The 13739-nt window shown below is 61.2% G+C and carries 19 protein-coding genes; 6 read left to right on the forward strand and 13 right to left on the reverse strand.

The window, feature by feature from the left end; genetic code table 11:
* Positions 1 to 139 precede the first annotated feature (139 nt).
* Positions 140 to 997 (forward strand): MBL fold metallo-hydrolase, encoded by an 858-nt coding sequence (locus tag ACQKKX_RS01485; RefSeq protein WP_427568111.1) that lies wholly within the window; start codon positions 140 to 142, stop codon positions 995 to 997.
* Positions 998 to 1106: 109 nt separating this feature from the next.
* Here ACQKKX_RS01485 and ACQKKX_RS01490 read toward each other — a convergent pair whose 3' ends face one another.
* Complete coding sequence (locus tag ACQKKX_RS01490; RefSeq protein WP_427568113.1) at positions 1107 to 1610, reverse strand: pyridoxamine 5'-phosphate oxidase family protein; 504 nt, start codon at positions 1608 to 1610, stop codon at positions 1107 to 1109.
* A gap of 183 nt (positions 1611 to 1793) precedes the next feature.
* Here ACQKKX_RS01490 and ACQKKX_RS01495 point away from each other — a divergent pair, with 183 nt between their 5' ends.
* Positions 1794 to 2540 (forward strand): YebC/PmpR family DNA-binding transcriptional regulator, encoded by a 747-nt coding sequence (locus ACQKKX_RS01495; protein ID WP_427568115.1) that lies wholly within the window; start codon positions 1794 to 1796, stop codon positions 2538 to 2540.
* Positions 2541 to 2976: 436 nt separating this feature from the next.
* Here ACQKKX_RS01495 and ACQKKX_RS01500 read toward each other — a convergent pair whose 3' ends face one another.
* The 10 genes from ACQKKX_RS01500 to ruvC form a co-directional block, all read right to left on the reverse strand.
* Positions 2977 to 3228 carry a hypothetical protein gene (locus ACQKKX_RS01500; protein ID WP_427568116.1) on the reverse strand — a complete coding sequence of 84 codons (252 nt, stop codon included), beginning with the start codon at positions 3226 to 3228 and terminating at the stop codon, positions 2977 to 2979.
* A gap of 139 nt (positions 3229 to 3367) precedes the next feature.
* Positions 3368 to 3880 (reverse strand): NUDIX hydrolase, encoded by a 513-nt coding sequence (locus ACQKKX_RS01505; protein WP_427568118.1) that lies wholly within the window; start codon positions 3878 to 3880, stop codon positions 3368 to 3370.
* A gap of 3 nt (positions 3881 to 3883) precedes the next feature.
* Positions 3884 to 4774, reverse strand: a complete 891-nt coding sequence (locus tag ACQKKX_RS01510) for a metallophosphoesterase (RefSeq protein WP_427568120.1) — start codon at positions 4772 to 4774, stop codon at positions 3884 to 3886.
* Positions 4775 to 4781: 7 nt separating this feature from the next.
* Positions 4782 to 5822 carry a Holliday junction branch migration DNA helicase RuvB gene (gene ruvB, locus ACQKKX_RS01515; RefSeq protein ID WP_427568122.1) on the reverse strand — a complete coding sequence of 347 codons (1041 nt, stop codon included), beginning with the start codon at positions 5820 to 5822 and terminating at the stop codon, positions 4782 to 4784.
* Positions 5819 to 6223: a PIN domain-containing protein gene (locus tag ACQKKX_RS01520; RefSeq protein ID WP_427568124.1), complete on the reverse strand. Its 405-nt coding sequence runs from the start codon at positions 6221 to 6223 to the stop codon at positions 5819 to 5821. The genes ruvB and ACQKKX_RS01520 overlap by 4 nt, the downstream gene beginning before the upstream one ends.
* The gene (locus ACQKKX_RS01525; protein ID WP_427568126.1) at positions 6220 to 6504 is read right to left on the reverse strand and encodes an AbrB/MazE/SpoVT family DNA-binding domain-containing protein; all 285 of its coding nucleotides are present in this window, start codon (positions 6502 to 6504) and stop codon (positions 6220 to 6222) included. Before ACQKKX_RS01525 ends, ACQKKX_RS01520 begins: the two co-directional genes overlap by 4 nt.
* A gap of 65 nt (positions 6505 to 6569) precedes the next feature.
* On the reverse strand, positions 6570 to 7184 hold the full coding sequence (gene ruvA / locus ACQKKX_RS01530) for a Holliday junction branch migration protein RuvA (RefSeq protein ID WP_427568128.1): 615 nt from the start codon (positions 7182 to 7184) through the stop codon (positions 6570 to 6572).
* Positions 7181 to 7612 (reverse strand): type II toxin-antitoxin system VapC family toxin, encoded by a 432-nt coding sequence (locus tag ACQKKX_RS01535; RefSeq protein WP_427568130.1) that lies wholly within the window; start codon positions 7610 to 7612, stop codon positions 7181 to 7183. Before ACQKKX_RS01535 ends, ruvA begins: the two co-directional genes overlap by 4 nt.
* 4 nt (positions 7613 to 7616) lie before the next feature.
* A complete protein-coding gene (locus ACQKKX_RS01540) occupies positions 7617 to 7865 on the reverse strand; it encodes an AbrB/MazE/SpoVT family DNA-binding domain-containing protein (RefSeq protein ID WP_427568132.1) in 249 nt (82 codons plus the stop codon).
* 67 nt (positions 7866 to 7932) lie between these two features.
* Entirely contained in the window at positions 7933 to 8442 is a 510-nt protein-coding gene (gene ruvC / locus ACQKKX_RS01545) for a crossover junction endodeoxyribonuclease RuvC (RefSeq protein ID WP_427568134.1), read from the reverse strand.
* A 172-nt stretch (positions 8443 to 8614) separates the two neighbouring features.
* Here ruvC and ACQKKX_RS01550 point away from each other — a divergent pair, with 172 nt between their 5' ends.
* From ACQKKX_RS01550 to ACQKKX_RS01565, 4 genes are all read left to right on the forward strand, one after another.
* On the forward strand, positions 8615 to 10165 hold the full coding sequence (locus ACQKKX_RS01550) for a hypothetical protein (RefSeq protein WP_427568136.1): 1551 nt from the start codon (positions 8615 to 8617) through the stop codon (positions 10163 to 10165).
* A 138-nt stretch (positions 10166 to 10303) separates the two neighbouring features.
* The gene (locus ACQKKX_RS01555; RefSeq protein ID WP_427568138.1) at positions 10304 to 11305 is read left to right on the forward strand and encodes an LLM class flavin-dependent oxidoreductase; all 1002 of its coding nucleotides are present in this window, start codon (positions 10304 to 10306) and stop codon (positions 11303 to 11305) included.
* A gap of 99 nt (positions 11306 to 11404) precedes the next feature.
* Entirely contained in the window at positions 11405 to 11626 is a 222-nt protein-coding gene (locus tag ACQKKX_RS01560; protein WP_427568140.1) for a DUF2945 domain-containing protein, read from the forward strand.
* A complete protein-coding gene (locus ACQKKX_RS01565) occupies positions 11619 to 11972 on the forward strand; it encodes a hypothetical protein (RefSeq protein WP_427568142.1) in 354 nt (117 codons plus the stop codon). Before ACQKKX_RS01560 ends, ACQKKX_RS01565 begins: the two co-directional genes overlap by 8 nt.
* Here the strand turns inward: ACQKKX_RS01565 and ACQKKX_RS01570 are convergent.
* Together ACQKKX_RS01570 and ACQKKX_RS01575 are read right to left on the reverse strand one after the other, a co-directional pair.
* The gene (locus ACQKKX_RS01570; protein WP_427568144.1) at positions 11969 to 12853 is read right to left on the reverse strand and encodes an NAD-dependent epimerase/dehydratase family protein; all 885 of its coding nucleotides are present in this window, start codon (positions 12851 to 12853) and stop codon (positions 11969 to 11971) included. The two genes, ACQKKX_RS01565 and ACQKKX_RS01570, sit on opposite strands and share 4 nt — an antisense overlap.
* Positions 12850 to 13704, reverse strand: coding sequence for a glycosyltransferase (locus tag ACQKKX_RS01575; protein WP_427568146.1), 855 nt, complete (start codon positions 13702 to 13704; stop codon positions 12850 to 12852). The genes ACQKKX_RS01570 and ACQKKX_RS01575 overlap by 4 nt, the downstream gene beginning before the upstream one ends.
* Positions 13705 to 13739 lie beyond the last annotated feature (35 nt).

A 13739-nucleotide genomic window follows, 5' to 3' on the forward strand; every position in this document is an offset into this window, starting at 1 on the left:
CCTTACGGTCCTGTCCGCAACCGCGAAAATCCGAATGACACGATTGTGAGGCAGTGCGCAGTGAAAGCGGCTGGACCGGACTGCGCGCTTGCCGCATCCTTTCTTCCGGGAATGAACGCAGGTTCTCGGGAGTGGCCTGATGCGACGCGCTTTCGCCTTCCGTCTTGTTGCAGCGCTGCTGCTTGCACCCGCCGCAGCCTTTGCCCAGAAGCTCGAATTGCCGGTCAGCCAGTGCCATGCGATCGCGCAAGCAGTGCCGCGCGCGACTTACGCAAATTTCACGCCGTCCGCGCCTCTGCCGATCTGGAAGGCACAGGCCGGCAAGACCATGGCGATGGCGGACAGGGAAGAGGTGAAAATCACCTTTGTCGGCCATTCCACCTATTTCATCGAAACGCCCGGCGGCATCGGCATCGCCACCGATTACAGCGGTGTCTACAAGCCCTATCGCCTGCCTGACGTGGTCACCATGAACCGGGCCCATTCCACTCACTACACGCTGACGCCCGATCCAGGCATCGCCACCGTGCTGCACGGCTGGAGCGATGTGTCGGGCGAAAGGGCAAAACACAATATCGTGGTCGGTGATGCCTATATCCGCAATGTCGTGTCCGACATTCGCAACTGGGGCGGCGGCATCGAGGAGAACGGCAATTCCATCTTCATCTTCGAGGTGGCGGGGCTTTGTATCGGCCATCTCGGGCATCTGCATTTTGAACTGAACGAGCAGCAATATACCGAGATCGGCCGGCTCGACGTGCTGATGGTGCCGGTGGATGGCGGGTTGACCATGGGGGCTGACAGCATGAGCCGGGTTGTGCAGAGACTGCGCTCGTCATTGATCCTGCCCATGCACCGCTTCGGGCCTCCGCTGGATGCGTTTCTCTCGATGTTCGATACGAAATTCGACATCGTTTATGCGAAGGAGGATGTGATTTTGGTGTCGATGCGCAGTCTGCCGAAAAAGCCGACGATCATGGTGCCGAAGGGGTTATAATGGGCGGTTGGCGGCGTCCTCTACTCTCTCCGCCGGCTTTTCGGGTGTCGTCCTCGGCCTCTCGGTCGTCATCCTCGGGCTTGGCCCGAGGATGACGGAGGAGGGATCTTTAAGCAAAGGTGAGGTGCTGTTTGACGCCGACGTCGGGCATTTTCTCGTCGGAATAATTGGCCTTGGCGATTTCCCAGCCAAATTTCAGCGTGCTGTCGGTAGACGCCCAGATTTCGGCATCGTCGACATGCATGGCGATCATCGTCAGCGTCGGGTCGGATTTGCCATGCTCGTACCAGGCCGCAGTGACGCTGCTCCAGTATTCGTCGATCTTGGCCGGATCGGGCCGCAGTTCCAGCGTGCCGCCGAGGCAGGCATGATAATCGTGGTTCTTGCCGACCACGCAGAAGTGCCCGCGCGTGCCCGGGCGGATGGCCTGGGCGAGATCGGTATCGGTCTTGGTATAGAACCAGATCGTGTTGGTTTTCGGATCGGCATTCGGTGCCATCGGCTGCATATGCATGCGCGATCCCTCTATGCCGAGCATGCCGGCATGGATCTCGGCGATCTCGTCCCAGAGCTGGCGGGCGGGGGCTTCGCGTGCTTCGGTCAGGCTTGCCATGAACTATCTCCTTCTGGTCCGGTTCTCGTCGTCGCGGTTCGGTGCGGGAAACGGCGAGGGACAAGCTTTGTTCCGCCCGCTGCGGGGCGAAAGCGCAGGGCCTGCCGACTGTGCGCCCCCTTGAACAGCAGGCCCATCGAAACTATAAGGCGGCCATTCCATACCAAATGATGCAGGGGTGCCATGGCTGGCCATTCACAGTTCAAGAACATCATGCACCGAAAGGGCAAGCAGGACGGTATCCGTTCGAAAATGTTCTCCAAGCTCGCGCGCGAAATCACGGTTGCCGCCAAGACCGGTCTGCCCGACCCGGCGATGAACGCGGCGCTGCGCCTGGCCGTTCAGAACGCCAAGGCGCAATCCATGCCGAAGGACAATATCGACCGCGCGATCAAGAAGGCATCGGGCGCCGATGCCGAAAGCTACGACGCGATCCGTTACGAAGGGTACGGCCCGGGCGGCACGGCTGTCATCGTCGAGGCGCTGACCGACAACCGCAACCGCACCGCATCGAGCGTCCGCTCGACTTTCTCCAAGGCCGGCGGTGCGCTCGGCGAAACCGGTTCGGTGTCCTTCTCCTTCGATCACGTCGGCGAAATTACCTACAAGGCCTCTGTCGGCGATGCCGACAAGGTCATGGAAGCGGCAATCGAAGCTGGCGCCGATGACGTTGTTTCAGACGAAGACGGCCACACGATCTATTGCGGTTTCGAGGACATGAACGAAGTGTCCAAGGCGCTGGAAGGCGTGCTTGGCGAAGCCGAAACCGTCAAGGCGATCTGGAAGCCCCAGAACACGATCGACGTCGACGAAGACAAGGCGCGTTCGATCATGAAGCTGATCGAAACGCTGGAAGACGATGACGACGTCCAGAGCGTCTATTCGAACTTCGAAGTGTCCGACGAAGTCATGGCCAAGCTTTCGGCCTGAGTTTTCCATCAAAGGCGGGGGGGTAAACTCTCGCATTCGGCTTCACAAGCCTCGGCGGCCGCGGACATCTGTCCGGCGGCCGTTTTCATTGGGTAAACAGCGATCGTGCAGCCTTGAATGTGCCCACGGACTGTGCTGGTCAGGATCGTGATTCTTTCTGAAAACGCGCCGCTCCCAGTTGAAATCGTCCGATTTCGGGCTTGTAGCGAACCAGCGCCGGAACCGGTCCTCTGCGTCCCGGCCAGTATAGTTGGTGAGACTGACGCCTAGAAGGGCGGCGTAATCCACCTCGAATGCAATCCCGCTTTCGGTTTCGCCCTGCAAACGAAGCCGGCAAAGCGCTTTTTCGTCGATCGAGATATCAATCCTGCCGGGCCGAAAGCGTCGTCTCCGTAGGTCCCAAGCATGCCCGGCGGTTCTGACCAGTCCTCGCCCGTCAGAGCATTGAACGTTCCCGGTCCGTCATAAACAGGGGAGAGACCATCGAGACTGCGCAGGTTGCGGTCCTTGAAGACGCTAATCGGAGCTGCAGCCACTGGTTGTCGACATCGGGTCCGAGTTCGAGATGCTCCTCCGGCTCCTCGGGAATGTCATCGGTAAACGGCTCGCCCTGCAGGCTCAGATAAAGGCCGATCATCTTGCCCGCTTCCTGCCCTTTCCAACGGCCGTCGCGCTCGAAGAGGTTCAAGCGCCTGAGACGATTGCGGACGTATAAGTCATGCCTTCGTAGATGATCCGGACATGCGCCATTCGGCGTCAATCCTTGGATTGAGCCGCGGTCATGGGTTTCATCGCTCAGACAGTTCGGGAAACGCTACTGGCCAGCCTCAGTTTTTCACATCCAGATCGCCATCGCGCCAGACCACATGGCGTGGCGACGCCGGCAGCGTTTCTATCTCGTCGGCAATGAAGTAAGGCGGGATATCGAGCGCCTTCAGGCTCTCGCGCGTTGCCTTCACCCATTTGAACTCAAGTTCGTGGGTATCGACGACGCGATGGACGATGTCGGTCGGATGGAAAGGAAAGCTTTCCGGCAAGTTCATGCGGAAGTAAAAACCGAGTTCGTGCCAATCCTTTTCCTCGTAACGGAAGAAGTTCTCGACAACCCAGAGAAGCGGACCGATTTGCGCAGTCACGCCCAGCTCCTCCACCATTTCACGGGCCAGCATTTCCTCGGAGGTCTCGCCCATTTCCGCGCGGCCGCCCGGAAAGGTCCAGAAATTTTCGTGCACGGCGCGGTGGACGAGAACATGGTTTTCGCGAAAGGCCAGCCCGGCAATGCGCATCTGAAAGATACGACCGGGCTTGAATTTCTTGCGGATGCGCAGGTCCTGCGGCATAGATTACCCCAATTCTATGAGATTGATTTCCGGGCGCGAACCGATCCGGATCGGTAATACGGAACAGCCCAGTCCGCGCGAGACGATAAGGTCGCGCCCGAATTCGCGATAGTGACCGGCGGGATATCTGCGTGAGCCTGCGGAAGCGGCCACAGGTCGCCAGCCGAAAATGTTGATCTGGCCGCCATGGGTGTGGCCGGACAGAACAAGACCCATGCTTTTGCCTGCGTCATCCATCTGCGCAAAAATATCAGGCTCGTGTGCCATCAGAATGGCAGGGGCGGTATCGGTCATCTGCGACAAGGTTTTCGGCAGATCGTCCAGTCCGGTAAACCGGCTGCCGTGCAGAGCCATCTGATCACCAAGGCCAGCCAGCCAGAATGGTTTGCCATCCTTCTCCAGCCTTGCGACCTGATTGACATAGGTGGCTATGCCGACGCCTTTGAGAGCTTCACGGGCAAGGTTCGGTCCCTGCGGATATTGTTGAAAAGCATCGTCATGCCAATAGTCATGGTTGCCGAGGATCGCGTGAACGCCAAGCGGCGCGTTGAGCGTGGCAAGCGCCGATGCCCATTCGGCGGGTTCCACAGGGTCGGTCACCATAGGGGTGGCGGCGACATAATCTCCCAGAAGCAGGATGATGTCGGCATCCAGTCGGTTCGCTGTCGTGCAGATCTGCCTGATCCGGTCGACGGTCATCCAGGGATTGCAGGCGTGAACATCCGCGAGTGCAACGATGCGCAGTTTCAGTCCGGGCGTCCAGCCGGTCGGTATCAGCGCATTGCGGGTGATGCGCGGACGCGCCATCACCTCGACGAAAGGATAGGCGGCCAATGCAAAGAGGCTGGCCGCGACGGTCAAGGCGCCTTTGATCAGGGTTCGCCTTGTCAGCATGCCGAGATCACTCGTCTTCCAGGCTCATTCGAAATTGCGCTGCTTCCATATCCTTTGGCGGTTGCAGGCCCAGATGTTTCCAGGCTGTCGCGGTCAGCACACGACCGCGCGGGGTGCGCTGGATGAAACCCTGCTGGATCATGTAGGGCTCGATAATATCCTCGATCGCGTCGCGCGGTTCGGAAAGACCGGCGGCGATGGTCTCGATGCCCACCGGGCCGCCGGCAAAATTGACCGCGATCATATTGAGGTAGCGTTTGTCGAGCTGGTCGAAGCCGGCATGGTCGACATTGAGGCGCACCAGCGCCTCGTCGGCGATCTCCTTTGTCACGGCTTCGGCGCGCGCAACCTCGGCAAAGTCGCGCACCCGGCGCAGAAGGCGGCCGGCAATGCGTGGCGTGCCGCGGGCGCGGCGGGCAATTTCGCGCGCGCCGTCGTCGGTCATGGCAAGGCCCATCAGCCGCGCCCCACGGCGCACGATGCCTTCCAGTTCCTCGACCGTATAAAAGGACAGCCGCACCGGGATGCCGAAACGGTCACGCAGCGGTGTGGTCAAAAGGCCGATACGGGTGGTGGCGGCGACGAGGGTAAATTTCGACAGATCGATCTTAACCGAACGCGCCGCCGGGCCTTCGCCGATGATCAAATCGAGCTGAAAATCCTCCATGGCCGGGTAAAGGATTTCCTCGACGGCCGGGTTGAGGCGGTGGATTTCGTCGATGAACAGCACGTCGCGTTCCTCGAGATTGGTGAGAAGCGCAGCAAGATCACCGGCCTTGGCGATGACAGGGCCGGAGGTGGAGCGGAAATTCACGCCGAGTTCCTTGGCCATGATCTGTGCCAGCGTCGTCTTGCCAAGCCCCGGCGGGCCGACGAACAGGACGTGATCCAGCGCCTCGCCACGGTTTTTCGCCGCCTCGATGAAGATCTTCAGATTTGCACGCGCTTCCGCCTGGCCGGTAAACTCGTCCAGCGACTGGGGGCGCAACGCCGTGTCGAGGTCTTCGCCCCGCTTTTCCGGCGAGATGAGGCGAGTATCGTCTGTCATGCGAGCAGTTCCATTCCGGGCACGCGGGCAGCGGCCTTTTGGTCAAAGGTTTTTATCGTTGTGCACCCAGCTTTGAGCGAGCGTGCCGCGATCAGGGCATCAGCGAAATCAGCTCGTTCCCTGGCCGCTTGTCGCAACGCTTTTACCACGAGATCATGATGCTCGATCGTCAGACCGCGTGTCTGCAGTAACTTTCCGATGGCGCCCAGCGAAGCTTGTCTGGAAAACCCAAGTCGCGACCTTAGCGCCCAATCGAGTTCAACGATTCCAATGAGCGTCATATATCCCGTGTACTTTACGCCCAGCCCGCCCGCAAATTGCAATGCTGCGCGTCTTTGCGCAGGGTCGTCATTGGTCAAAAGGCGGATGACCACATTGGTATCAAGCCCGATCATGGTCATGCGGCGACGTTGGCGCTGCCATCATCCGTATCAAGCGCATTGTCGCCGGCGGATTGGACGGTTGCCGCTTCGATTTCCTCAAGTGTTGCCGGTCCGTTCGGCGGGGCCCCGAGAAAACCGGCCAGGTCCTTGAGGTCGATATTTTTTGGGGTCATGATGACTTCACCATCCACGACGCTATAGATCAGCTGGTCGCCAGCCCGCAGATTGAGCGCCTCGCGCATCTCTCGCGGAATGGTAACCTGTCCCTTGGCTGACAATGTTGCTTCCCATACCCTCATCGAGCGCTCCCATACTGGTTTCCTAAGAATAGCACATTTTCCGACGAATGCCCATTTGTCCGATTTTAATGCGCCAGTTCCTTCAATCCCAACCTGATCAGCTTTGCGCTGTCAGCCCCTTCGCCTGCCGTCTTTAGCGCAGCGGCGACGGCATTGGCCGCCTGATCGCGCGAGTAGCCGAGATTGGTGAGCGCCGAGACCGCATCCGAGACAGGCACGGAGGCGACACCTTCGCCCAGTTCCTGCTTGAAACCGATCGTGCCGGCGGCCTCGCCGGCAAAGGCGGGCGCCTTGTTCTTCAGTTCGGTGACGATGCGCATCGCCACTTTCGGGCCGACGCCGGGGGCGCGGGAAACCACCGTCTTGTCCTGCAGCGCGATGGCATTGGCCAGTTCCGAAGGCGTCAGGGTGGAGAGCACTGCCAGCGCGACCTTGGAACCAACACCCTGAACGCTTTGCAACAGGTTGAACCATTCGCGTTCCAGCGCCGAGACGAAACCGAAAAGCTTCAGCTGATCCTCGCGCACATAGGTCTCGATGAACAAGATCGCCGCTTCACCAACCGTCATGCGCGACAGGGTGCGCGACGAGCAGAAGGCTTCGTAGCAAACGCCATGGACATCGATGAGCACATGGTCGTCGCCGATCTCGTCGATTGTGCCTTTGAGCTTGCCGATCATGGGGTTGTTCCTGAAAGCGGGTGGGTATCGGGGGAGATGATGGACAGCAAGGGGAAATATGTCCGGTAATTTGAAACGTCGCGGGTGAGCAGGCGGTAACCTCGGATCATCGCATGCGCTCCGATATAGAAATCCGGTAGCGGCGAGCGTCGGTCTCCGCCTGATCGGCGATATTGAAGGAAGGCGTGGCCCGCCGAAAAGGCCGCTTCCCAAGGCAGCTCCTCGCGACGGAAGAGATTTGGTGCGAGCGCTGCGTCCAGCTCTTCGCGCGTCGTATATCCTGCTGCCATTTCCGCATAGATCAGCGGATTGATCAGCAGCGGCCCGAGGGCTTGCGCATTCGCCAACTGCACCATCGACCAATCGGTAAAGGCGCTCGGCGTGTGAAAGACGTCAATCAACACATTGGTATCCACGAGTGTCGCCACGAGCTCAGTCCCTCAGCAAACGATAAAACTCGTCGCCCGTGAGGTCACCAAGAGACATCGTGCCCTGATGGCGCCTGAGATGACTGGTCAATTCGCGACTACGCCGCTCGCGCTCTTCACGGGAGGGCTCGACACGCCGCAGCACAGCCTCGCCATCGCGCAGTTCGAACTCGACCTCGCTGCCCGCCTCGATACCAAGGTTGGAGCGCACGGTTTTGGGAATGGTGACCTGGCCTTTTTCGGTGACGCGCATGGTAATACCTCTGCGGTATTACTTATCGACGGACGGAGAACAAGTCAAGAACAAACGGGTCGCAGTTTTACCCTGCCAGTGCCTGCCGCATGCGGTTGCCACCGCGATTGTGAGCGTGGCAGATGGCAATGGCCAACGCGTCGGCGGCGTCATTGCCCTTGAACTCCACTTTCGGCATCAGGATCTTCAGCATCATGTGAATCTGTTTCTTGTCGCCGTGACCGACGCCGATGACCGATTTCTTCACCGCGTTCGGTGCGTATTCCGCAACCGGCAGGCCGGCGCGGGCGGGCACCAGCATGGCAATGCCCCGGGCCTGGCCGAGTTTCAGGGTGGCGACCGCATCCTTGTTGACGAACGTCTGTTCGACGGCCGCCTCGTGCGGCTGGTAGCCGTGCACCACTTCCGCGAGGCCGTCATGCAACTGGCACAGGCGCGAGGCGAGATCCATGTCCCCGTCCGAGGTCACCGTACCGGATGCGACGAAACGCAGTGAATTGCCGAGCGTCTCGATGACGCCCCAGCCGCAGCGCCGAAGGCCGGGATCGATGCCGATAATGCGAATCGTCTGTGTCATGCCGGCCATCCTACCGCGAGGGCCGGAATGCGGCCAATGAAAAGCGAACAAACCAAAAACATACTGGCTGTTAACACGCGGTTAATCCTCTTGCGAAGGCTTTTGAAACTCCCAGCTCATATCAGCCGTTGCTGAAATAAATCCCGTGAGAACCGACGGGGAGGAGGATGTCATGATGACAATAGTGGCGCAGATGCGGGCCCGGCCGGTGCAGGTGCTGACGGTGTTGTTAACGGTGAACGGTCTGGCTGTCGCCGCCATGATGGCGCAGGCGGCCGCGGTCGAGCCGGGGGCGCAGGCCGGGATGATCGTCCCTCTGCTCGGTGCGGGAGCACTGCTCGCGACCCTCGCAGCGATGATTGCGTTGGTACGGTTGGTGAGCGACCCGCTCGGTCAACTCGAAACGGCCTTGCGATCCGTCAATGCGGAGGCAGCACGGGGCGGCGAGGGGCTGTCGGGTCTCGGCCTGAGACTCGCATCGAGCGGCGACCTCACAGCCTCCACCCGATCGCTCCTGCGCCTGCGCCAAGTGTTGAGCGAGCGTAACGGAAGCCGCGAAGAGGAAACGAGGCAACGCCGTGCCATGGATAACGAAAACGCAGCAGAGGCCCAAAAGCGGGCTGCGGAAAACCGCGTCCGCCACGACGCGGTGGCCGAGCTGGCCGACAGCTTGCGGCGAATGGCCGATGGTGAGCACGGCCTGCAGATCGGCCTTGCCATGCCCGCCGAGCTGGAACCGGTTCGCCTGCATTTCAACCGCGCCTCTGCGATCCTGGCCGATACGATGGCTTTCCAGGCCGGCCATGCGGACATTTTGCGCGACACAGGCGCTGCGCTTTCGGCGAGTACCGAACTCGCCCGGCAAGGCGCGGATCAGGCGAGCGGTGTTGTGGAGCTGCGGCGCTCCGCCGCCATTCTCTCCCTCGGTGCAGCCGCCCGTGTGGAAGAGGCGCAGGAACTCGCGGCGATCGCCGCATGGACCCGCACCGAAATCGCGCAATGCGCCCGCACCATCGCTTCGGCAAGAACGGCGGTCGATACGGTTGCCCGCGCCACCGCAGATCTGACCTCCACGGTCGAGACTGTTCGCGAGACCCTGCGCGACACCAGCCTTACTTCGCTCAATCTCGGTATCGAAGCCGTCAAGTCCGGCGAGGCGGGCGAGGGGTTGTCGGGTCTGTTGCGCGAGGTCCGCGCGCTTGCCGACCGCGCCGCGCGCGCTGCCAGCAGCCTGTCAGAGGTTGCCTTGCCGGCCGTGGCAAAAACCGCCGGCGCCGCCGCCTCTCTCGACAAGGCGCTCACCGATATCGAAGCGGCCGGCGCCCAAGTCGCTTCCATCGAGGATCGCGCGACGCTTCTTGGCCGCGCCGGCGAGGAGGACAAGCTGGTGATTGGGGAAGTGGAATACCGCAGCCGCGTGATTGAGGCAGGTGCGCGTTCCCATGCCGCAACCGTGGAGCGGGCGGTGCTGGCAATGAGTGCGCTGTCGCGCAGCCTTGGAAGGCTGGAGCTGAAACTCGGCCTGCCGCTTCCATCCTCATCATCGGGGCTGACGCGGGCGTTGACCGCGGCACGGGGTCAGGGACCGGCGTCCAATTCCGGACCGGCTTCACCGACGACGGTGCCGCCGACCCTGACATTGGCACCGACATCTGCGGTCGCCCCTGCCACCGGTGCCGCGCGACCATCCGGGCCGCGGCCTTATCTTCGCCGCGTGAAATAGACGCTGCATGACGCGGCCGTAGGGCCGGCCCATGGCAAAAAACAGTTCGGGGGCCTTAGCATCTGTCTCCGACCTTCCTACATGAGGGTGCGGCGACATCGTGCGCCGCATTTTCGTGTTCGCCAGCAGGATTTCATCATGATCCCATTTTCCATTCTCGATCTTTCGCCGATCGGCGAAGGCCGGTCCGCAACAGACGCGCTCGATGAATCGCGACGGCTGGCCATCAAGGCGGAGGAGGAGGGCTATCAGCGGGTCTGGCTGGCGGAACATCACGGCATGCCGGGCATTGCCAGCGCCGCGACGGCGATCGTCATCGGCCATATCGGCCAGGCGACGAAGCGCATCCGCATCGGCTCAGGCGGCATCATGCTGCCCAATCATTCGCCGCTCGTCGTCGCCGAACAGTTCGGCACGCTGGCGGCGCTGTTTCCCGGCCGCGTGGATCTCGGTCTTGGCCGGGCGCCCGGCACCGATATGCGCACCGCCCAAGCGCTACGCCGCAACATGGATGCCGGGGTCGACAATTTCCCCAACGATATTTTGGAACTGAAGCATCTGCTGGGAACGCCGGTGGAAAACCAGGCGATCCTCGCCGTTCCCGGCACGGAGACGAATGTTCCGGTCTGGCTGCTCGGTTCGAGCGTCTACAGCGCGCATCTGGCTGCGGCCCTTGGCTTGCCTTACGCGTTTGCCTCGCATTTCGCGCCGGACATGCTGTTCGAGGCCCTAAATATCTACCGCGAACGGTTTCAGCCGTCGGAAACCCTCGACAGGCCGTACGTGATGGTCGGCGTCATGGGCGTCGGCGCCGAGACGGATGAGGAAGCCAAACGCCTGTTTACCTCTTCGCAGCAGCAATTCGTCAATCTGCGCAAGAATGTCCGCAGCAAATTCCCGCAGCCTGTCGATACGATGGATGGGCTGTGGAGCGATATCGAGCGCATCAATGTCGAACATACGCTGCGCTTTGCCGCGGTCGGCGCGCCAGCGACGCTCGAACGCCAGCTTGGCGATTTCCTGAGGGATACGGCTGCCGATGAACTGATCGTCTCGATGCCCATCCACGACATCGACGCGCGCCTGCGTTCCGTCGAAATCTTCGCCAATCTGTCGATGATGCGCAAAGTGGTCGATTGAGGAAGGCGTCGCCTCCGGTTCCGGCTGATTCTTGCCGGAACAATCGCGGCCAAGGTCGGTTTCGCCTGTGATAGTGCCCTGTCCCAGAGGAAGCGAAACATGAAGAACATCCGTGCCGGAACGAAGGTGGAGTGGACTTGGGGCGCCAACCGCGCCGAGGGCAAGGTCGAGAAATCCTACAACGAGGACGTGTCGCGCAAGATCAAGGGCAAGGTGATCAAGCGCAAGGCCGACAGCCAGGAGCCGGCGCTGCTGATCCGCCAGTCCGATGGCGACAAGGTGCTGAAAAGCCGATCGGAAGTGAGGCCTGCCCATGACTGACGCAGATGCGCCGGACGATCCGCGATATATACCGCCGGTCCCGGTTTCGGCTGCCGCGAGCAAGGGGCTGGCGCTGCGGCAGAAGTTCAAGCGCGGCGGCACCTCGATCGGGATTGCCAGGGCCCGGGACCTTAAAGACCGCAAGCCGCTCTCGGATGACATCATGAAGCGGATGGCAGCTTATTTCGCCCGCAACCATGCCGACCGGCATTCGGAAAATTTTGGCAATGACGACGACCCGTCGGCCGGTTATGTCTCCTGGCTGCTATGGGGCGGCGATGCGGGTAAGACCTGGGTGGAGGGGCAGAGGCAATCGCGCCGTCTGGCCCTGAAAAACCGGCACTAGCGCCCAGGCAAGCGCGATTGCGCCAGTCTTTCCAGCGTGTGTTTTAACCGCTTGCGTCCACCGGGGTGCCATCCGAGCGCTCCAAGACGTCCCGTGTCCATCACGGCGACCGAGGCATGGTCTGCCCCCTCGGGCAGATGGTTTTGGGGCAGGCCGCAGGCGGCAGAAAACAAGGCCAGGATTTCGCGCCGGTCGGTGACGATGTCGGAGACGTTGAAACGGCGACCATTCACCTCGGCGCCATCCTGTTCCAGAACAAGCCGGATAGCGTCTGCCAGATCATCGCCATGCACTTCACTGCCGGCGCGCGGTGCGATCGGCTTGCCGGCGAGATAATCCTCCAGCAATTCGTCCCATTTGTTGGGGCGGTGATGCCCATAAACCCCTGTGGCACGCAGGCTGGTTGTCGCGAAACTGCCTGAGGACAGTGCCGCAAGCGCCTGTTCCGTATCGAGCTTGACGCGGCCGTAGAGGCTGGTCGGCGAAAGCGCCATGTCTTCTGTCAGCACGCTCCCGGCCGGCAGGCCGTCATAGACGGCACGGCTGGAGAGAAAGATGCAGCGTTTGACGCCCGCTGCCCTGGCATCTTCGAACAGTTTGACGCTGCCGTCGCGATTGCGCGTTCGAAACCGCGCCGGATCGTCGCCTTCCCCGCCGCGGTAACGGCCGGGCAGGTGATCGAAGGCGAGATGTATGAAGGTATCGATGCCGGCGAATTGTTCGCTTTGGTCGCGTGTGGGATCGAGGCTCAGGGGAAGGATCGGGAAGCCGGCAGCCGTAGACGACCGCGTTCCGACAATCACCTCATGCCCGGCCGCAATCAGCGCATCGAGCACATAGCGTCCGACGAGCCCCGTTCCGCCGGAGACCAGCACCTTCATTGCTGCCGGCCCGTCGGGTTTTCGAGCGTTGCGATATCCGGAACGTCGCGCCCTTCGTGAAAGGCATGCCAGAGATCGATCAGCGGCCGCAATCGATCGGCCTTCGGGTGGTCGATCTCCCAAGGCTTTTCATACTGGTAATGCAGGACGCCGATGCTTTGCCAATTCCAGAGTTCCGGCATGGCGAACCAGACATATTGCAGCATGTTCATCGTCACCGGCAGGCCATGCCAATCGGGGAAAAAGTGCTCCAGAAACGTCTGGTCCGTGCGCCGCCAGAAGGCGTCCGGCACATCGAGCGCCTGAAGCATGGCATCGAACGTGTCGAGCGAGGGGCGGGCGACGAAGACGCCGGAATTCATGCGATGAAAGTCGCCAAGCCCTTCATAGACATTGGGCGCGGCGCAGAATTCGGGATAGGAGAACAGCTTGTCGATATTCTTCAGGACCAACGCATCCGCGTCGATGAAGACCACGCGGTCGTAATCGGTCAGCTGCCACAGGCGCAGCTTGCAGAAATTGTCGAGCGGCGTGTGGAAATCCGGCTTGCGACCCTTGGTGAAAGGAGCGGCGCCGTGCAGGTTTTTGCGCGCATGCCGTTCGTTGAAGGCATCGGAGAGCGGCAGATGTTCGACCGCGACGAGACGGCAACCGAGGGCTGTCAGCGTCAGGAGGTCGAGATCCGAGACCGCGCCGGTATGCAGCACGACGATATCGGCATCCGTGCCGGTATGCAGGATGGAGCGGGCGAGCGCGGTCGCCCCCATCGCATAATCGGCATTGGTGACGAGCGTGACGAAGGCGTGGTTCATGGCGTGGCTGCGTCCCCCGGTGGTCTCAACGGTCGTCATGCTCGGGCTTGACCCGAGCATCTATCAACGTCGAA

Source organism: Neorhizobium sp. NPDC001467 (genome assembly GCF_050275975.1).
GTDB lineage: Bacteria > Pseudomonadota > Alphaproteobacteria > Rhizobiales > Rhizobiaceae > Neorhizobium.